The organism is Rhodococcus sp. SORGH_AS_0301, from assembly GCF_030818285.1.
Taxonomy (GTDB): domain Bacteria; phylum Actinomycetota; class Actinomycetes; order Mycobacteriales; family Mycobacteriaceae; genus Rhodococcoides.
The window spans coordinates 2057292-2077189 of record NZ_JAUTAC010000002.1; the positions used below are offsets into that span (position 1 = coordinate 2057292).

Below are 19898 nucleotides of genomic sequence, written 5' to 3' on the forward strand. Positions count from 1 at the left end.
CGATTCGAGACATTAGTCGCAGCGGCGACCGCCCGACGCGGCTTCCGGTCGAAAGCACGTGTCTCTCCCCTCGCATACATTGAAGTAATGCCACGACCCCGATTCCGGTTGCCCGGACGCGCCTCGACGCTCGGACGACCGGTGATCGTCGTCGTCGCGGTGCTCGTCGTCCTCGCCCTCGCCGTGGCGTCGTTCGCACTTCTGCGCGACTCGAACGGTTCCGCGTCGTCGGTGCGGACCGAGGACGCCGTCCGCACACTGCCGGAGAGTCCGGGCAGCAGTGCCACCGTCGACATCGACACGACGCTGTACCTGCCGGACACGGACGGGCCCGTACCGGCGGTGTTGTTGGCCCACGGCTTCGGCGGCGACAAGAACTCGGTGGCCGCCCAGGCACGGGATCTCGCGTCGCGAGGGCTCGTCGTCCTCGCGTACAGCGCGCGCGGCTTCGGCCTCAGCACCGGCAGCATCGGCCTCAACGATCCCGATCGTGAGGTGGCCGACGCTCGCGGGCTGATCGACTACCTGGCCACTCGCCCCGAGGTGCAACTCGATTCCCCGGGTGACCCTCGGGTCGGCGTCGCCGGTGGTTCCTACGGCGGCGCGCTCGCGCTCATGGCGGCCGGAACCGATCCTCGCATCGACGCGGACGCCGCCTCGATCACGTGGAACGACCTGAACCAGTCCCTCTTTCCCAACTACTCGGTGGCCGAGCCGTCGTCGCAGGCACCGACACCCGCCGTGTCCGAGGGCAGCGACGCCGGCGTCCTGAAGCGCGGCTGGGCCGGCATCTTCTTCGGCGCCGGTGCGGCCCCCGTTCCCGGTGGAGCCGGCGACGCTCCGACATCGACCGCCCCCGCTGGAGCATGCGGCCGGTTCGCCCTCCAGGTGTGTCTCGCGTACGCGGAGTCCGCGGTGAGCGGACAACCGTCCGAGGCCACCAGCGAACTGCTGCGTGCGCGCTCGCCCCGGTCGTTCGCCTCCTCGATCACCGCACCCACCCTGCTCGTGCAGGGCCAGCGCGACACCCTCTTCGGACTCGACCAGGCCGACGCCACCGCGCGGCAGATCGCGGCGGCCGGTGGCTCGGTCCAGGTGCGGTGGTTCGACGGCGGCCACGATGCCGGCGGGACCGACTCCACCGCGGACGGTGCGGTCGCGGACTTCCTGGTGCAGCATCTGATCGGGGACGGGACCGACTCCCCGCGCGCCGATTCGGCGTTCACGTACGCGTTGGCGGGCGATCCGACCGACCAGGGCGATCGGGCTCGCGAGCTCACCGCCGCCGCATATCCGGGGCTCTCGGACGCCACTCCGACCGAACGCCAGGACTTCCCGCTCACCTCGGCCACCGGCAACGACACTCAGACCGTCGTCCGGCCGCCCGGTGGGTCCCCGGCTGCTCTCACGTCTCTGCCCGGGGTCGGCTCCGCCTCGGTCCTCGGCGGCGCCGCGGCCGGGCTCGGCGGGGCCGCGAGCGCACTCCTGACGGGCGACATCCCGGGACAGACCGCGTCGTTCGTCACGGAGCCGCTCGACTCGTCGTACACGATCGTCGGTACGTCGTCGGTGTCCGTCACCGTCGGTCCGACCACCTCGCCGAGCGGCACCGTGCTCTTCGCCAAGCTGTACGACGTGTCCGACGACGGTCGACGCACTCTGCCCAACGGCCTGGTGTCCGCGGTGCGGGTCCCCCCGTCCGACCAGCCCTCCGCGGTGAACGTCACGTTGCCGGGCATGGCATACCAGGTCGCCGCCGGGAATCGCGTCGAGGTGGCGTTCTCCACCACCGACCAGGCCTACGCCGTCCCGCTCGAGCCCGCGGCGGTGTCGGTCACACTCTCCGACGCCACGCTCGCGCTGCCCGAGGTACCCGCCGAGAACGCGGAGTCGACGTTCCCGTGGGTCCCCGTCGTGGGCATCGCGGGGCTCGCCGTGCTGGTCGCCGCCCTCGTCGCTCTCGCATCGTTCATCTCCCGGCGTCGCACCGTCGCCGAGGTGGACGAGTCGCTGGTGGACGTCCCGCTGGTGATCACCGATCTCGCGAAGAGCTACTCCAACGGCTTCCGCGCGGTGGACGGCGTGTCGTTCCGCGTCGGCGCGGGGCAGGTGCTCGGGCTCCTCGGCCCCAACGGCGCCGGCAAGACCACCACGCTGCGCATGCTGATGGGCCTCATCACGCCCTCCAGCGGCGAGATCCGGGTCTTCGGGCACCTGGTCTCTCCGGGGGCGCCGGTCCTGTCCCGACTCGGTTCCTTCGTCGAGGGGTCCGGATTCCTTCCCCATCTCTCGGGGATGGAGAACCTGGACCTGTACTGGAAGGCGACCGGCCGACCGGCGGAGGACGCCCATCTCGAGGAGGCACTCGAGATCGCCGACCTCGGCACGGCGATCCACCGCAAGGTCCGGTCGTACAGCCAGGGCATGCGGCAACGGCTCGCCATCGCGCAGGCGATGCTCGGACTCCCGGACCTCATGGTCCTGGACGAACCCACCAACGGGCTCGACCCGCCCCAGATCCGCACCATGCGCGACGTCCTCATCCGCTACGCGCAGACGGGACGCACGGTCCTGGTCAGCAGCCACCTGCTGGCGGAGGTCGAGCAGACCTGCACGCACGTCGTCGTCATGAACAAGGGCGTCGTCATCAGCTCCGGGACGGTCGACGATCTGATCGGCGCGAGCGGTCCGCTGGAGTTCCGTGTCGATCGGCCCGCCGATGCCGTCTCGGTGCTGCGAGGCATCGACGGCATGGGCGAGGTCGTCGAGGCGGAACCGGAGGGCGCGATCAAGGCGCAGCTCGGAGTGCTCGATCCCGCGATGGTGGTGCGGACGTTGGTGGGCGCCGGTATCGGCGTCTCCTCCGCGTCGCGATCGACACGACTCGAGGACGTCTTCCTCGACCTCGTGCACGACGACACCGACCGACTCCGTCATGCGGCGGAAGCATCCTCGGGGAACGGAACGACCACATGAGCGCCGACAGTCGACCGACGACCACCACCGCGGCGCATCCGGACGGCCGGGTCGCGGGGTACACCCCCGCGGGCACGCTGTCGCTACGGACCGAGCTGACGCGGCAGTTCACGCGGCGGAGAACCCAGTTGTCCCTGGGCTTCCTCGCGTTGCTGCCCGTCATCATGGCCATCGCGTTCACGGTGGGCGGGTCGGACTCCGACACCGCCAGCGGGAGCCTCATCGACCTGGGCACGCAGAGCGGGGTGAACTTTCTCGTCTTCGCCCTGTTCGTGTCGGTGGGATTCCTGCTGATCGTGGTGGTGGCGCTGTTCTTCGGCGACGCGATCGCCAGCGAGGCATCGTGGTCGAGTTTGCGCTACCTGCTCGCGGTTCCTGTTCCGCGAGGTCGGCTGCTGCGACAGAAGGCCCTGGTGTCGGCGATCCTGTCGCTCGCCGCGCTGCTCACGCTCGTGGGGGTGTCGCTCATCCTGGGCAGCGTGCTGTACGGCCTGGGGTCGCTGGTGTCACCCTTCGGCGATGCCCTGTCGTTCGGGCTGTCGATCGGGAGGCTCGCGATCGGCGTCGTCTTCATCGCGATCAATCTGACGTGGGTGGCCGGGCTGGCACTCGCCCTGTCGGTGTCCACCGACGCGCCCCTGGGCGCGGTCGGCGGCACGGTGATGGTGTCGATCGTGGCCCAGATCCTCGATCAGATCACGGCACTGGGATCACTGCGCAACCTGTTGCCCGGCCACTACTCGACGTCGTGGACGGGCGTGCTGTCACCGACGCTGTCGTGGAACGACCTGCTCGACGGCGCCTTCTCCTCGCTCGCGTACGCCACGATCTTCGGCATCATCGCGTGGCGACGATTCGCGACGAAGGACATCACGAGCTGACGACGAGGCCCGGCACCGTGTCCGTCGGTGCCGGGCCTTCTCGTGTGCGAGGACGGGTCAGGACAGGCCCGCGGCGTCCATCCCGCGCAGCTCCTTCTTGAGGTCCTGGATCTCGTCGCGCAGACGGCCTGCCAGCTCGAACTGAAGTTCGCGCGCCGCGTTCATCATCTGATCGGTGAGCTGCTTGACCAGGTCTGCCAGCTCGGCGCGCGGCATGGTCGAGACGTCGCGCCCCTCCACGACACCGCTGCTGCCGGCTCGTCCCGCCTCGCCGGGCGCCCGCCGGCCACGGCTCGCGTTGCGGCCCGATCCACCGATGTCCACGGTGGCCTCGGTGTCCTCCGCCTCCTCGTACACCTGGTCGAGGATGTCGGCGATCTTCTTGCGCAGCGGCTGCGGATCCACACCCATCTTCTCGTTGTAGGCGATCTGCTTGGCGCGGCGACGCTCGGTCTCCTCCATGGCGTACTGCATCGAGTCGGTGATCTTGTCGGCGTACATGTGCACCTGGCCGGACACGTTTCGGGCCGCACGGCCGATGGTCTGCACCAGGCTGGTCCCGCTGCGCAGGAAGCCCTCCTTGTCGGCGTCCAGGATCGCGACGAGGGAGACCTCCGGGAGGTCCAGACCCTCACGGAGCAGGTTGATGCCGATGAGCACGTCGTACTCGCCGAGCCGGAGCTGACGTAGCAGCTCGACGCGTCGGAGAGTGTCGATGTCGGAGTGCAGGTAGCGCACCCGGATACCGAGCTCGAGGAGGTAGTCGGTGAGATCCTCCGCCATCTTCTTGGTCAGCGTGGTGACCAGGATGCGCTCGTCCTTCTCGGTGCGCTGGCGGATCTCGTGCACGAGGTCGTCGATCTGGCCCTTGGTGGGCTTGACGACGATCTCGGGGTCGACCAAGCCGGTCGGGCGGATGACCTGCTCGACGACCTCACCGCCGCTCTGTCCCAGCTCGTACTTGCCGGGGGTGGCCGACAGGTACACCGTCTGCCCGATGCGCTGCGTGAACTCCTCCCACGTCAGGGGGCGATTGTCGGTGGCCGACGGCAGCCGGAAGCCGAACTCCACGAGGTTGCGCTTGCGCGACATGTCCCCCTCGTACATGGCACCGATCTGGGGCACCGTCACGTGGGACTCGTCGATGACGAGCAGGAAGTCGTCCGGGAAGTAGTCGATGAGTGTGGCCGGCGCAGTCCCGGCAGGTCGCCCGTCGATGTGGCGCGAGTAGTTCTCGATGCCGGAGCAGAAGCCGACCTGCTTGATCATCTCGAGGTCGTACTGCGTACGCATGCGCAACCGCTGGGCCTCGAGCAGCTTGCCCTTGCCCTCCAGATCGGCGAGCCGCTCCTCGAGCTCGGCCTCGATGTCCCGCACCGCACGCTCCATGCGCTCGGGCCCGGCGACGTAGTGGGTCGCCGGGAAGATGCGCACGCTGTCGACCTGGCGCACCACGTCGCCGGTGAGGGGGTGCAGGAAGTACAGCGCCTCGATCTCGTCACCGAAGAACTCGATACGGACGGCGAGTTCCTCGTAGGACGGGATGATCTCGACCGTGTCGCCGCGCACACGGAACGATCCGCGGGTGAACGCCATGTCGTTGCGGGTGTACTGCACGTCGACGAGCAGCCGGAGGAACTTGTCGCGCGGGACCTCCTGCCCCACCTCGAGATGCACCGACCGGTCCACGTAGGACTGCGGTGTGCCGAGACCGTAGATGCACGACACCGAGGCGACCACCACGACGTCGCGACGGGACAGCAGATTCGCCGTCGCCGAGTGACGGAGCCGCTCGACGTCGTCGTTGACCGACGAGTCCTTCTCGATGTAGGTGTCGGTCTGGGCGATGTAGGCCTCGGGCTGGTAGTAGTCGTAGTACGAGACGAAGTACTCGACGGAGTTGTTGGGCAACATCTCTCGCAGTTCGTTGGCCAACTGCGCAGCCAACGTCTTGTTGGGCGCCATGAGCAACGTGGGCCGTTGCACCTGCTCGATCAACCACGCGGTGGTGGCCGACTTTCCGGTGCCGGTGGCGCCCAGGAGCACGATGTCCTTCTCGCCCGCCTGGACCCGCTTGGTCAGCTCCGCGATGGCCGTCGGCTGATCGCCCGCAGGGCTGTACTCGCTGACCACCTCGAAGGGACGATCGCTGCGCTCGATGTCGCCCACGGGACGGAACTCGGAGTGCGCCAGGACGGGTTGTTCAGCTGCAAAAGCCATACCACCAGAGTAGGCCCGACCACCGACACAGTCGCCGTTCGGCGGGTCACACGACCCGGCCGCGGGTACACCGACCGTCGCTGTCGGACCTGCGCGTCACAATGGGCCCATGCTGCTCGCACGCGTCGTCGAGACCTCGGCCACGGTGGCCGCCACCCGGTCCCGCAAGGCCAAGGTCGTGGCGCTCGCCGCGCTGCTGTCCGAGTGCGCTCCCGAGGAGGTCGCCCTGGTGACGCTCTACGCGTCCGGCACTCTGCGTCAACGCCGTACCGGCCTGGGTTGGCGCAGCGTCGCCACTCTTCCCCCGGCCGCCGACGCACCGACGCTGACGGTCGCCGCCGTCGACGCGGCGTTCGACGCCGTCTCGACGATGGCGGGTCCGGGATCGCAGGCAGCACGCGCGGCGGCGGTGTCCGCTCTGTTCGGCGGCGCCACCGACACGGAACAGACTTGGCTGCGCGGCGTGGTCACCGGTGAGGTCCGCCAGGGTGCGCTCGACGCGCTGGTCCAGGAAGCCGTGGCGGCCGCGGCCGACGTCCCGCTCCCCGAGGTGCGCCGGGCCGCGATGCTGTCGGGATCCACGGTGACGGCCGCGACGGCCGCGTTCACCGGCGGGTCTGCGGCACTCGCGGAGCTGGGACTGACCGTGGGCAGAGCAGTGCTCCCCATGTTGGCCTCCAGCGCCCCCACCGTGGCCGAGGGTGTGGCGAAGGCGGCCGGTGGCGCCGCCGGCGCCGTGGCGCTCGACACCAAGCTGGACGGCATCCGTGTGCAGGTCCACCGTCGCGGTGGAGACGTCTCGATCAGCACCCGCAGTCTCGACGACATCACCGCACGCCTGCCCGAGGTCGTCGAGTTCGTGCGCGCCCTGCCGCTCACCTCCGTGGTGCTCGACGGCGAGGCACTGGCCCTGGACGAACAGGGACGTCCGCGGGCCTTCCAGGAGACGGCGTCCCGCACAGCGCAGTCGACGGGTGTGGCCGTGACGCCTTTCTTCTTCGACATCCTGCACCTGGACGGTGAGGACCTGCTGGACCGTGCGCTGCACGAGCGGCTGGCCGTTCTCGACGCTCTGATCCCGGAGGGCAACCGTGTGCCGCGGCTGGTGACGGCCGACCTCGAGGCCGCGGACTCGTTCGCGGCGTCGGCGGTCGCGTCCGGTCACGAGGGTGTGGTCGTCAAGAACCTCGATGCGCCGTACGACGCGGGACGGCGCGGCGCCGCCTGGGTCAAGGTGAAGCCGGTGCACACGCTCGACCTGGTGGTGCTCGCAGTCGAGTGGGGATCCGGTCGCCGGTCCGGTCTGCTGTCCAACATCCACCTGGGCGCAGTGGATCCTGCCGGCGGGTTCGTGATGCTGGGCAAGACCTTCAAGGGCATGACCGACGAGATGCTCGCCTGGCAGACGGAGCGGTTCCTGGCTCTCGAGACGGGACGGACCTCGCACGTGGTGCACGTGCGGCCCGAGCAGGTCGTCGAGATCGCGGTCGACGGACTGCAGCGTTCCTCGCGCTATCCGGGCGGCATCGCACTCCGATTCGCGCGCGTGGTCCGCTACCGCGACGACAAGGTGGCTGCGGACGCCGACACGCTCGACGGCGTGCGCAGCATGTTCGCGCCGCCCGCTCCGTGACGGTGCGCGGTACGGTGCGGACCATGACGGGTCTGGCACACGTGCACCCACCGAAGGTCGAGGTGTTCGACGTCGCGGGACGCACCAACACCGATCCGAAAGGTGTCGTCCGCCCGGTCGACGTGTACGAGACGACCGACTGGGGGCTCTACATGGCCCGTCCGTCGGACCATCCGTCCTTCGACTACCTGGAGTCGTGGATCGTCCCCAGCCTGGGTATCCGCGCGTCGATCTTCCACTACCTGCCCACGCATGTCCGCGACCAGAATCACTACGTCGACATCGGCGAGTTCGTCCGCGACGGGAACGTGTGGCACTCGGTCGACCACTACCTCGACATCGTCGTCCGTACCGGCCGCGACGCCGAGCTCCTGGACGTCGACGAGTTGCTCGTCGCGCACAGCACCGGGGTGCTCGACGCGCGGACGACGGAGGCCGCCATCCGTCGGGCGTCCGACGCCGTGGACGGAATCGCGGCGGCGAACCACGACGTCGACGGATGGCTCGCCGCTCTCGGCATGACGACCCACTGGGCGGATCGCTGAGGAGCGATCAGTCGGCTTTCCACCCCGTCCGAGCCGCCCATTCCACGACCTCGGGATACACAGTGTCGAAGTACGGCGCCTTCTCCCCCACGTACGCCTCGATGGCCTCCACGTACTCGCCGTGTTCCGCGGCTCGCGAGGCAGCACGGGTCTTCACGTCGAGGTACGCCTCCCGAGCGCCGGGGTCGGCGCGAAGCCGGTCTCGGAACATGAGCGCGAAGACCTGTCCGGGGTACCCGTCGACCCGGAGGTGGATGTTCACCGGTCTGCCCGGGTCGGCTGCGCCGTGCAGACGCTTCTCCCACAGTGCAGGATCGGCTTCCCCCGGCACCGCCGACGGCTTCGGGTCGTCGGCCGTGATGTGTTCGATGCGCGGAAAGGTGGCCGCCGTCAACGGATCGCGCAGTGCGTCCGCGGTGGCGAGATCCGCCACCGTCACCTGGATGTCGAGGACGTCCTTCGCCGGGAAGTCGGGAACCGCGGTGGATCCGATGTGGTCGATCCGTAGCGCTCGGTTGCCGCAGGAGAGGCGCACACGATCGATCACGCGCTGTGCCTCGGCGGGCCACATCGGGTCGGCCGGCACCACGCGGGGGGCGGTCCGGGCCACGGTCTCCGAGCGGAGGTTGGCCGCGAAGAGCTCGAGACGATCGGCCCAGAGTTCACGGACGGTGGCCTCCAACGCCTCCGGTGTCCCGGAATTGTCGAGCCACACGTCGGCGGCGGCGCGGCGCTGCTCGTCCGTCGCCTGGGCTGCGATGCGGGCGCGGGCGTCGTCCTCGTTCAGTCCACGCGAGGCCACCAGCCGTCGCACCCTCTCCTCCGCCTCGACGTGGACGACCACGACGAGGTGAAAGGCTGCGGCGGTGCGAGATTCGACGAGCAACGGGATGTCGTGCACCAGGACGCAGTCCGGCGGAGCGCTGTTCACGAGTTCGGTCGTGCGCTGCCCGATCAAGGGGTGCAGGATGCCGTTCAGAGCGAGGCGGGATTCCTCGTCCCCGAAGGCCTTGGCCGCCAACGCCGGTCGATTCAGGCTGCCGTCGTCAGCCAGGATGTCCCCGCCGAAGCGCTCGACGAGGGCGGCCAGTCCGGGCGTGCCCGGTTCCACGACCTCGCGCGCGATCTTGTCGGCGTCCACCACCACGGCGCCGAGGTCGGCGAGGGTGCGTGACACCGTCGACTTCCCCGCGCCCATTCCACCGGTCAATCCGATTCTCAACACGCACCCAGTGTGGCCGAGTCCGGCGCGCAGCGCATCAACACGCCGCGAATCACCAGTCTCAAATGCACCATGTTTCCCAACCTGTCGGTTATCTTCGAGGCGCACAACAGGCTTTCGTATTTTCTCCGGAAGGCTCCGCGAGACGGTACTCGACAGGTAAAGGACGGGCATGAACACCATTGCGGGAGAGGGAGTCGGTCGGATGCAGTCCGGACGGCACCGCCTGGGCATGTCCGACGGCGTCCACTGCATCCTGATCCCTCAGGTCGCCGATGCGCTGGCGGAACATCGCCGCAACTGGTTCACCTCGCTCATCAGCCCTGCTCGCCACAGCTTCGCGTCCATGCGCAAGCGCGGCGTGCAGATGGGCACCGGCTGGAGTGCAGCCGCAGCGAGCTGACCCACCGCACCACCGACCACACGAGAGAAGGCCCGATCCTGCGCGGATCGGGCCTTCTCTCGTGTGTGGAGCCGGTCGGGTGCCGGTGCCACGAACGGGAGAAGCCCCGAACCTGTGCGGTTCGGGGCTTCTCTCGTTCAGCGGTCGATCAGCGGATCATGCTCCGCCGGGTCGGCGAATCAGGCTCCGCCGGACAGCTTCTCGCGCAGAGCGGCGAGCTGAGCGTCACTGGCGAGCGATCCGCCGGTGGACTCGGGAGCTGCTGCCGCCGGTGCACCCTGTGCGGACGGGGTACCGGTCTCCGATGAGTAGCCGGCCGCTGCGTTGGCAGCTTCCTGCGCCTCGTCGGCTGCGGTCTTCTCCATCTGCGCGGTGTGCATCTTGTGGCGACGCTCCGCCTCGGCGTAGCGGCCTTCCCACTCCTCGCGCTGCTTGTCGAAGCCCTCGAGCCATTCGTTGGTCTCGGGATCGAAGCCCTCGGGGAAGACGTAGTTGCCCTGCTCGTCGTACGAGTCGGCCATGCCGTACTTGGACGGATCGAACTCGGCGCTGTAGTCCTCGTTGGCCTGCTTCAGCGACAGCGAGATGCGGCGACGCTCGAGGTCGATGTCGATGACCTTGACGAGCGCGTCGTCGCCCACGGTGACGACCTGGTCCGGGACCTCCACGTGGCGCTCGGCCAGCTCGGAGATGTGGACCAGGCCCTCGATGCCCTCTTCGACGCGCACGAACGCACCGAAGGGAACCAGCTTGGTGACCTTGCCCGGGACGATCTGACCGATCGCGTGGGTACGGGCGAACTGACGCCACGGGTCTTCCTGCGTCGCCTTGAGCGACAGGGAGACACGTTCGCGGTCCAGGTCGACGTCGAGAACCTCGACCGTGACCTCGGTGCCGACCTCGACGACCTCGGACGGGTGGTCGATGTGCTTCCAGGACAGCTCGGACACGTGGACCAGGCCGTCGACTCCGCCGAGATCGACGAACGCGCCGAAGTTGACGATGGAGGACACGACGCCCTTGCGGACCTGGCCCTTCTGGAGCTGGTGCAGGAACTCGCTGCGCACCTCGGACTGCGTCTGCTCGAGCCATGCACGGCGCGAGAGGACGACGTTGTTGCGGTTCTTGTCGAGCTCGATGATCTTGGCCTCGATCTCCTTGCCGACGTACGGCTGGAGATCGCGGACACGACGCATCTCGACGAGCGACGCGGGAAGGAAGCCACGGAGACCGATGTCGAGGATGAGTCCACCCTTGACGACCTCGATGACGGTGCCCTTGACGGCCTCGTCCTTCTCCTTGAGCTCCTCGATGGTGCCCCAGGCGCGCTCGTACTGTGCGCGCTTCTTCGACAGGATCAGACGACCCTCTTTGTCCTCCTTGGTGAGGACGAGAGCTTCGACCTCATCGCCCACGGAGACGACCTCGTTGGGGTCGACGTCGTGCTTGATGGAGAGCTCGCGAGAGGGGATGACGCCTTCGGTCTTGTAACCGATGTCGAGCAGGACCTCGTCACGGTCGACCTTGACGATCGTGCCCTCGACGATGTCGCCATCGTTGAAGTACTTGATCGTCGCGTCGATCGCGGCGAGAAAATCCTCGGCGGAGCCGATGTCGTTGACGGCTACCTGCGGCGAGGTGACGGTGGATGAGGCCATGTGGTGAGTTGCTCCGGACGGGTTGGGGTCGGTGGATGGATGTTCGGTCGGACAGACTCGTTCTTCCTGCGGACAGGACACGCGTGCTGCCGTATCTTGAGCGCTGGGAGACGAGACACGACGCAGTCCCCCCGGACACGCCACGGACCCTCGCCGACGAGCGGGAGTCCGACCACGTGCACGCGAAGACAGACATTCGCGTATCGAAGACTACTCGGTGCCCCGCGCACCGAGCAAACCCGGTTACCGTGTTGCGCGTGTCCACAGAAACCCCCGGCGATCTCGGTGTTCCGGCACGTCCGACCGGGTCCACGCCCGGCCACGCTCCCGCTGCCGAGGCGGCCCCCTCGGAGCCGCTGCCCGGTCGCCGCCGCGTCGACTCCCGATCCTCCGAGCGGGCGTCCCGGTCCTGGTGGGACCAGGATTCCGACGAGTACCATCGCACCCACGGCGACTTCCTCGGCGTGACGAGCGAGGCCGGCGAGTTCGTGTGGTGCCCCGAGGGTCTGCACGAGGGCGACGTGCACCTGCTCGGTGACGTCGAGGGGCGCGACGTGCTCGAGATCGGATGCGGATCCGCGCCCTGCTCGCGCTGGTTGGCCAGTCACGGTGCCCGCGCGACGGGCCTCGACATCTCGGCCGGGATGCTGGCGCACGGCGCTGCGGCGATCGCGGCCCGCGAGGCATCGTCCCCCGGCAGTGCGTCACCCGCACTGATCCAGGCCTCCGCGGAGAACCTGCCGTTCGCCGACGCGTCCTTCGACGTGGTGTGCTCGGCCTTCGGCGCGATCCCGTTCGTCGCCGACTCCGCCGGAGTCATGCGTGAGGTCCGGCGCGTGTTGCGCCCCGGCGGACGGTGGGTGTTCTCGGTCAACCACCCGATGCGGTGGATCTTCCCGGACGATCCGGGCCCGGCCGGGCTGACCGCCACCATCCCCTACTTCGACCGCACGCCGTACGCCGAGTTCGATCCTGACGGCACCGCCACCTACGTCGAGCACCATCGCACGGTGGGCGACCGCGTTCGCGAGATCGTCGCCGCCGGGCTGACTCTGGTCGACATCGTCGAACCCGACTGGCCGGAGTGGCTCGATCGCGAGTGGGGTCAGTGGTCGCCGTTGCGTGGAGAGCTCTTCCCCGGCACCGCGATCTTCTGCTGCACCGCCTGACCTGTCACAGACCGCGCACCACGTGGGCGTCGACCGTCTCGAGGAACTCGCTCGTGGACGCGAGTCCCCCGATGTCCGCGGTACCGACTCCCGAGGCGATGGTCGCCTCGACCGCCGCGCGGATCCGCTCACCCACCCGTGCGTGATCGGCGGGCCCGGGTCCCGCCGCGAGGTGCTCGAGCATCGCGGCCACCGACAGCAGCAGCGCCGTCGGGTTGGCGCGGTTGCGGCCCGCGATGTCGGGGGCCGCGCCGTGGGCGGCCTGAGCCATCACCTTGGTGTCCGAGGCGTTGATCGACGGTGCCGTCCCGAGCGACCCGGCCAACTCGCCGGTGAGGTCGGACAAAATGTCTCCGAACATGTTCTCGGCCACCAGGACGTCGAAGGTCTCCCCCGACCGCACGAGCTTCGCCGTGAGGGCGTCGATGTGCTCGTGGTCCACCTCGACGTCCGGGTGCCGCTCGGCCACCTCCATGCACACGTCCTTGAACAGCCCCGTCGTCAACCGCAACACGTTCGTCTTGTGCACCACGGTCACGTGACGCCGACGAGTCTCCGCGAGGGCGAACGCCTGCTCGGCGATGCGTTCGCACGCTCGACGGGTGAACACCGCCACGGCCAGGGCGACGTCGGGAGTGGGCATGAACTCCCCGGATCCGACGGCCATGTTGCGGTCGGCGTAGAAGCCCTCGGTGTTCTCCCGGACGACGACCAGGTCCATGTCCGGACTCGTCGCCCGCACGCCCGGCAACGCGCGTGCCGGCCGGATGTTCGCGTACAGATCGAACTCCTTGCGGATGCGACCACCCGGCGTCAGCTGCCCCCGCGTCTCCTCGGGGTAGGACGCGCTGTCGTGCGGTCCGAGGACCCAGGCGTCCAACTCTGCCAACGCGCTCAGGGTGCGCGGCGGTACCGCGTCGCCGAACTCGTCGAGTGCCGCACGACCGAAGGGCAGCTCCACCCACTCGACGGGCGTGGCACCCAGGGCCTGCACGGCCGCATCGACGATCTGTACGGTCCCGGGCACGATCTCGGTGCCGATGCCGTCGCCGTGCAGGACACCGATGCGGTGCGGTGCGCGGCGCGAACCGGCACCGGAGTCGTCGGACCGTGAGGCCCCGGGATGCGCTGCACTCGTCATGGCCGCCATCATTACCCATCATGGTGCAGTCGGTGGAACTCCTCCTGGACGAGCGCAGCGACGATGCGATCCGGCGCGAGTGGAACTACCTCGCCGAGCTGGGCCTGCCGAGTCAGGCTCGCCACGCGGGGGCGTCCAACCGTCCGCACGTCACCATCGCGGTCGCGTCGAGGATCGACGACGTCGCCGAGCGCCGGCTCGCCGCTCTGATCGCCGACGGACGAGACGCCGGGTCGTGGCGGTTCCCCGAGTCGGTACGCCTCGGCGGGTTGGTGGTCTTCGGCGGATCGCGGGCGGTCCTGGCCCGCTCCGTCGTGCCGACCGCGGCTCTCCTGGATCTGCACGCGCGGGTGTACGAGGCGCTCGCCGACTCGCCCGGCATTCCCCCGCATCTCGAACCCGGGCACTGGACTCCGCACGTGACCCTGGCGATGCGCGCACGTCCCGAGGACATCGGTTCCGCGGCATCGCATCTCGTGACCGATCTTCAGGACGTCGACGCCGAGGTGTCGGCCGTCCGTCGCTGGGACGGCGACGCGAGAGCCGACTGGCTCATCGGGTGACAGGCGGCGCGGCCACCGAGGCGGCTCGGCGCCTCGTCGTGACCACCACCCCGACGATGATGAGCGCGGTACCGAGCACCGCGTTCGCGGTGACCGACTCGTCGAGCACGAGGGCGCCGAGCGCGATGCCGACGACGGGACTGAGGTACGTCACGGTCGACGCGGCGGACGGTCCCCATCCCGTCACGACGTTGGTGTTCCACAGGAAGGCCAGCCCGGTGCCGGCACAGCCGAGCGCGAGCGTCGACGCGACGACGGGCACGTCGAGACGCACCGCGTCGCTCGCCACCACGGGTGCCGCGACCAGCATCATCATCGCGGCGAGACCGATCTGCATCGTCGCCACCGCCAACGACGGCACACCCAGCGGGATGACGAACCGACGCAGGTACACCAGCGCGACACCGTAGGACGCGGTGGCGCCGAGGCACGCCAGCTGCGCACGCGGGCTGCCACTCAGACCGCTCTCCCACGGCGCGAACACCACGACGATGCCGGCGAAGCCGATCAGGAGGCCCGCGGCGCGCAGCAGAGTCGGCCGTTCGGCGGGAAGAACGGCGAAGGCCAGCACCGTCGTCATGAGCGGCGTCGTCGCGTTGACGATGGATGCCGTGGCCGAGTCGATCTCCTGCTCCGCCCACGCGAACAGCAGCCACGGGAGGATGCACTGCACCACCGCGAGGAACGTCGAGTGGAGCCACACGACTCCTCGCCGCGGGAGTCGAACATGCATGGGACGCAACAGGATCAGCAGTGTGGCCGCACCGAGGACGAGTCGCGCCAGCACCACCTGGACGAAGCTCAGCCCCTCGAGGCCCACCTTCATGAACAGGAAGCTCGCGCCCCACACCGCTGCGGTGGCCAGGAACTGCAGTACGAGCACGATCAGAAACGGTAGTCGCCGTGGCGGGTCACCTCGGCATGGGTGTCGGGTGTCCGATCCGCGAGTGCGAGGGCGGCCAGGACAGTGAGGAGGAGCAGGACTGTCGCGAGAACGAGGAAGAAGGTCATGCGAGAAATACTCCGTCGCAGCGGATTCCACCAACAGTGGCAGTAATGACATATTTCGTCGTTTTCCTGCCATACTGGGCGACATGCTGACGAAGGTGGTCGTCCCGCTCCTGCCGTTGACCGAGGCGTTCGAACTGGGTGTCGCGTGCGAGGTCTTCGGATTCGACCGGTCGGACGACGGACTGCCGGTCTACGACTTCTCGCTGATCGCGGCCGTCCCCGACCCGATCCGCACTCGGTTCGGCTACTCCATCGACGTCCCGTACGACCTCGATCGACTCGACGACGCGGATCTGATCATCATGTCCGCGGGTGGTACCGCGACGGCGCCGGACGGCACGTTCGCCTGCGGCACCGGTGACGGCCACGACCTCGAGCCGCTGGCCGAGAAGTTGCGCGCTGCCGTGGCGAGAGGCGCGCGCGTCGCGAGCCTGTGCACCGGCGCCTTCGTTCTCGGCGAGGCGGGACTGCTGGACGGACGTCGGTGCACGACCCACTGGCGCCATGCGGCGCGCCTGGCCGAGCGCTTTCCCGGCGCCACGGTCGACTCGAACGTGCTCTACGTCCAGGACGGCAACGTCTACACCAGCGCGGGAACCGCTGCCGGGATCGACCTGTGCCTGCACATCGTGCGGTCCACACAGGGCGCCGCGGTGGCCAACGGCATCGCACGACGCATGGTGGTGCCCCCGCACCGTGACGGCGGCCAGGCCCAGTACGTCGCGGTGCCCGTCCCCACCTGCGACTCGGACACCCTCGCCCCGCTCATCGACTGGATCGCCGAGAACCTGCGCGAGGACCTCACCGTGGACGTCCTGGCAGCACGCGTCTCGATGTCGCCCCGCACCTTCGCTCGCCGATTCCAGGCGGAGACGGGCACGACCCCGGCACGCTGGATCAGCGATCAGCGCGTTCTCGAGGCGCAGCGACTCCTCGAGTCAAGTGACCTGTCGGTGGACGCCGTCGCGGACACCGTGGGATTCGGTTCCGCGGCGGTGTTGCGCCAGCACTTCCTGCGGCTACGCCGCACCACACCGCAGTCCTACCGGCGCACCTTCCGGGCGGCGCCCGTCTCGGTCTGATCGAATTCGGGAATGACGGCGCGGGTCCGCCTGTTGACGGTGGACAGAACACCATGCCGGAGCCCACGCGAGGTGGGTCGGCACTCACGACGAAAGGATCCTCGTGGCAACGCAGACCCTCACCCAGCAGAACTTCGACGAGACCGTCACCGGTAACGACGTCGTTCTGGTCGACTTCTGGGCCGACTGGTGCGGACCGTGCAAGCAGTTCGCCCCGACGTTCGAGAAGTCCTCGGAGCAGCACCCCGACGTCGTGTTCGGCAAGGTCGACACCGAGGCGGAGCAGGGACTCGCCGCCGCCGCGAACATCCGCTCGATTCCCACGCTCATGGCGTTCCGCGAGGGCGTCCTCGTCTTCGCGCAGCCCGGCGCACTTCCGCAGGCGGCGCTCGAGGACCTGGTCGGCCAGATCAAGGGCCTGGACATGGACGACGTCCGCAAGCAGATCGCGGAGCAGCAGGCCGCGGCCGAGTGACCACCGCGGGCTGACACCCGCACCACGACGGCGGGCGACGGAAGAGATTCCGTCGCCCGCCGTCGTCGTCGTGTGGTCGCCTCAGTGTGCGGCGTCGTCCCAGGTGCGACCCGTTCCCACGGAGACGTCGAGCGGCACCGACAGCTCGATGGCGTGCGCCATCTTGTCTCGGACCAACGCCTCGACCTCGGCGCGTTCGGACTCGACGACCTCGAGCACCAGTTCGTCGTGCACCTGGAGGAGCATCCGCGAGGTGAGCCCGGCCTCGACCAGTCCGAGCTGGACGTCGATCATCGCGACCTTGATGATGTCGGCCGCGGTGCCCTGGATGGGGGCGTTGAGGGCCGCGCGCTCGGCGACCTCGCGGCGCTGACGATTGTCGCTCGTGAGATCCGGCAGGTAGCGGCGACGTCCGTAGAGAGTCGAGGTGTAACCGACCTTGCGCGCCGCCTCCACGACCTCGTGCAGATAGTCGCGCACCCCACCGAACCGGGAGAAGTACGCCTCCATCTGCTCCTTGGCCTCCTCGGTGGAGATCTTGAGCTGCTGGGAGAGGCCGTATGCACTGAGCCCGTACGCCAGTCCGTACGACATCGCCTTGACCCGGCGGCGCAACTCCGGAGTCACCTCGTCGATGGGCACCCCGAAAGCGCGCGACCCGACGAAACTGTGCAGATCCTCGCCGGTGTTGAAGGCCTCGATGAGCCCCTCGTCCTTGGAGACGTGCGCCATGATCCGCATCTCGATCTGGCTGTAGTCCGCCGTCATCAGCGAGTCGTAACCCTCGCCGACGACGAAGCCCTCCCTGATGCGACGGCCCGCGGACGTCTTGACCGGAATGTTCTGCAGGTTGGGCTCGGTGGAGGACAGCCGACCCGTCGCGGCGATGGTCTGGTTGAACGTGGTGTGGATGCGCCCGTCGTCGCTGACCGACTTGAGCAGACCGTCGACCGTCACCTTGAGCCTCGTGGCGTCCCGGTGATCGAGTAGGTGCCGGAGGAAGGGATGCTCGGTCTTCTCGAACATCGACTGCAGCGCTTCGGCATCGGTGGTGTAGCCGGTCTTGGTGCGCTTGGTCTTGGGCATGTCGAGCTCGTCGAACAGGACCACCTGCAACTGCTTGGGTGACCCGAGGTTGATCTGCTTGCCGATCACCGCGTAGGCCGCCTCGGCGGCGACGCTCACCTCCCCGGCGAACTGGCTCTGCAGGTCGTGCAGATGATCGAGATCGATCGCGATGCCGGTGTTCTCGACGGTGGCGAGCACGCCGAGCAGCGGCAGCTCCATGTCCGAGAGCAGCGGCGCGGACTCGATCTCGTCGAGCTCACGGTCCAGCGCGTCCGCGAGATCCAGCACCGCCTGCGCTCGCAGGATCTCCCCCTCGGCCACCGCTGCCTGCGTCTCGTCCTCGCTGTCGAGCAGGGACAGCTGGGCGTCGCCGGCGTCCTCGATGCGCAGCTCGCGCTTGAGGTACCGCAGCGACAGGTCGTCGAGCGCGAAGCTCCGCTGCCCCGGGCGGACCAGGTAGGCCGCGAGTGCGGTGTCGCTGGTCAGCCCCGCGACGGGCCATCCGCGACCGCGCAGCGCATGCAACGCCCACTTGGCCTCGTGGAGAGCCTTGGGCCGCGACTCGTTCGCGAACCAGGCCGCGAGTGCCTGCTCGTCCTCGGCGGTGAGCCCGATGGTCTCGACGTAGGCGCCCTCCCCGTCCGCCGACGCGAACGCGACGGCCGACGCGTCACCGTCGAACGGGGACCGCGTCCCCACGACGGAGAGCCCGGTGCGGACACCGTCCTGCGTGTGCGCCTCGAGCCACTCGGCGAGCTCGCCCGGTTCGAGCGCGCGGCCCCGCACCTCGAAGCCCTCCTCCGCCTCCGGCTCGGTCGACGAGAGGGTGGCGAAGAGCCGATCGCGCAACACACGGAACTCGAGATCGTCGAACAGCGCGTGCACGCGCTCGCGGTCCCACGGCGCCAGCTGCAGCTGATCCGGTGTGTACGGCAGAGGGACGTCGCGCACCATCTCGGTGAGTTGACGATTGAGGACGACGCTGGAGAGATTGGCGCGCAGCGCGTCGCCGACCTTGCCGCGCACGGTGTCGACCTTGTCGACCAGGTCCTCGAGGCTGCCGTACTCCCGGATCCACTTGGTGGCGGTCTTCTCACCTACCCCCGGGATGCCGGGAAGATTGTCGCTGGGGTCTCCGCGCAGCGCCGCGAAGTCCGGATACTGGGCCGGGGTGAGTCCGTACTTGCTCTCGACCTCCGCCGGCGTGAACCGCGTCAGGTCGGAGACGCCCTTGCGCGGGTAGAGGACGGTCACCTGGTCGTTGACCAACTGCAGCGAGTCCCGGTCGCCGGTGACCACCAGCACCCGGTACCCCGCCGCGACCGCCTGCGTGGTGAGGGTGGCGATGATGTCGTCCGCCTCGAAGCCCGGCTCCGCCATCACCGGGATGCCCAGTGCTCCGAGGACGTCCTTGGTGATGTCGATCTGGCCCGCGAACTCGTCGGGGGTCTTGATGCGGTTGGCCTTGTACTCCGGGAACTTGTCCGCTCGGAAGGTCTGGCGAGAGACGTCGAAGGCCGCGCCGACGTGCGTGGGCGACTCGTCCCGCAGCAGATTGATGAGCATGGAGGTGAACCCGTACACCGCGTTGGTGGTCTGCCCGCTGGTGGTCTTGAAGTTCTCGGCGGGCAGGGCGTAGAAGGCGCGGTACGCCACCGAGTGACCGTCGATCAGCATCAGGAGGGGCGAGGACTCGGTTACTGGACTCACGCAGGTCAGTCTAGGGAGGCGTACCGACACGGGCGTGGTCGGCGGTCGACCGCTTCGAAACAAGACTGAAACATCGAAGAAATCGAAGCGGCCGTTCTCGATACCCGGAGCCCGATAGAGTCCGACAATTGCAAGCAGAGC

The 19898-nt window shown here is 68.7% G+C and carries 16 protein-coding genes; 9 read left to right on the forward strand and 7 right to left on the reverse strand.

Translation table 11 applies throughout. The features are described from left to right. Positions 1-87 precede the first annotated feature (87 nt). Together QE397_RS10245 and QE397_RS10250 are read left to right on the forward strand one after the other, a co-directional pair. A complete protein-coding gene (locus QE397_RS10245; RefSeq protein ID WP_307093181.1) occupies positions 88-2976 on the forward strand; it encodes an alpha/beta fold hydrolase in 2889 nt (962 codons plus the stop codon). Beyond that, the gene (locus tag QE397_RS10250; protein ID WP_027506755.1) at positions 2973-3857 is read left to right on the forward strand and encodes an ABC transporter permease; all 885 of its coding nucleotides are present in this window, start codon (positions 2973-2975) and stop codon (positions 3855-3857) included. Before QE397_RS10245 ends, QE397_RS10250 begins: the two co-directional genes overlap by 4 nt. 57 nt (positions 3858-3914) lie before the next feature. Here QE397_RS10250 and uvrB read toward each other — a convergent pair whose 3' ends face one another. Further along, positions 3915-6077: an excinuclease ABC subunit UvrB gene (gene uvrB / locus QE397_RS10255; protein WP_027506756.1), complete on the reverse strand. Its 2163-nt coding sequence runs from the start codon at positions 6075-6077 to the stop codon at positions 3915-3917. A gap of 109 nt (positions 6078-6186) precedes the next feature. On the opposite strand from uvrB, the gene QE397_RS10260 reads away from it, so the two are divergent. Both QE397_RS10260 and QE397_RS10265 read left to right on the forward strand, forming a co-directional pair. Beyond that, entirely contained in the window at positions 6187-7710 is a 1524-nt protein-coding gene (locus QE397_RS10260) for an ATP-dependent DNA ligase (RefSeq protein ID WP_307093183.1), read from the forward strand. A gap of 23 nt (positions 7711-7733) precedes the next feature. Beyond that, positions 7734-8255: a DUF402 domain-containing protein gene (locus QE397_RS10265; RefSeq protein ID WP_307093185.1), complete on the forward strand. Its 522-nt coding sequence runs from the start codon at positions 7734-7736 to the stop codon at positions 8253-8255. Between the two features lie 7 nt (positions 8256-8262). Here QE397_RS10265 and coaE read toward each other — a convergent pair whose 3' ends face one another. Then, entirely contained in the window at positions 8263-9480 is a 1218-nt protein-coding gene (gene coaE, locus QE397_RS10270; protein ID WP_307093187.1) for a dephospho-CoA kinase, read from the reverse strand. 169 nt (positions 9481-9649) lie between these two features. Between coaE and QE397_RS10275 the strand changes: the two genes are divergently transcribed. Beyond that, entirely contained in the window at positions 9650-9880 is a 231-nt protein-coding gene (locus tag QE397_RS10275) for a hypothetical protein (RefSeq protein ID WP_081821417.1), read from the forward strand. A gap of 179 nt (positions 9881-10059) precedes the next feature. On the opposite strand, the gene rpsA is transcribed toward QE397_RS10275, so the two are convergent. Next, positions 10060-11538, reverse strand: coding sequence for a 30S ribosomal protein S1 (gene rpsA, locus QE397_RS10280; protein ID WP_027506761.1), 1479 nt, complete (start codon positions 11536-11538; stop codon positions 10060-10062). Between the two features lie 356 nt (positions 11539-11894). Here rpsA and QE397_RS10285 point away from each other — a divergent pair, with 356 nt between their 5' ends. Further along, positions 11895-12707, forward strand: a complete 813-nt coding sequence (locus QE397_RS10285; RefSeq protein ID WP_037186791.1) for a class I SAM-dependent methyltransferase — start codon at positions 11895-11897, stop codon at positions 12705-12707. Between the two features lie 4 nt (positions 12708-12711). On the opposite strand, the gene QE397_RS10290 is transcribed toward QE397_RS10285, so the two are convergent. Continuing rightward, positions 12712-13848, reverse strand: coding sequence for an isocitrate/isopropylmalate dehydrogenase family protein (locus QE397_RS10290; RefSeq protein ID WP_222650462.1), 1137 nt, complete (start codon positions 13846-13848; stop codon positions 12712-12714). Between the two features lie 20 nt (positions 13849-13868). Here QE397_RS10290 and QE397_RS10295 point away from each other — a divergent pair, with 20 nt between their 5' ends. Continuing rightward, positions 13869-14411, forward strand: coding sequence for a 2'-5' RNA ligase family protein (locus QE397_RS10295; protein WP_027506763.1), 543 nt, complete (start codon positions 13869-13871; stop codon positions 14409-14411). Here QE397_RS10295 and QE397_RS10300 read toward each other — a convergent pair. Both QE397_RS10300 and QE397_RS10305 read right to left on the reverse strand, forming a co-directional pair. Next, positions 14401-15294, reverse strand: a complete 894-nt coding sequence (locus tag QE397_RS10300; RefSeq protein ID WP_307093189.1) for a DMT family transporter — start codon at positions 15292-15294, stop codon at positions 14401-14403. The genes QE397_RS10295 and QE397_RS10300 overlap by 11 nt on opposite strands. Positions 15295-15296: 2 nt before the next feature. Then, on the reverse strand, positions 15297-15422 hold the full coding sequence (locus QE397_RS10305; protein WP_261769712.1) for a hypothetical protein: 126 nt from the start codon (positions 15420-15422) through the stop codon (positions 15297-15299). Positions 15423-15505: 83 nt separating this feature from the next. Here QE397_RS10305 and QE397_RS10310 point away from each other — a divergent pair, with 83 nt between their 5' ends. Together QE397_RS10310 and trxA are read left to right on the forward strand one after the other, a co-directional pair. Further along, positions 15506-16504, forward strand: a complete 999-nt coding sequence (locus QE397_RS10310) for a GlxA family transcriptional regulator (protein WP_027506765.1) — start codon at positions 15506-15508, stop codon at positions 16502-16504. Positions 16505-16607: 103 nt separating this feature from the next. Then, positions 16608-16979: a thioredoxin gene (trxA, locus tag QE397_RS10315; protein ID WP_027506766.1), complete on the forward strand. Its 372-nt coding sequence runs from the start codon at positions 16608-16610 to the stop codon at positions 16977-16979. 81 nt (positions 16980-17060) lie between these two features. On the opposite strand, the gene polA is transcribed toward trxA, so the two are convergent. Continuing rightward, positions 17061-19724 carry a DNA polymerase I gene (gene polA, locus QE397_RS10320; RefSeq protein WP_056447950.1) on the reverse strand — a complete coding sequence of 888 codons (2664 nt, stop codon included), beginning with the start codon at positions 19722-19724 and terminating at the stop codon, positions 17061-17063. Between the last annotated feature and the right edge of the window lie 174 nt (positions 19725-19898).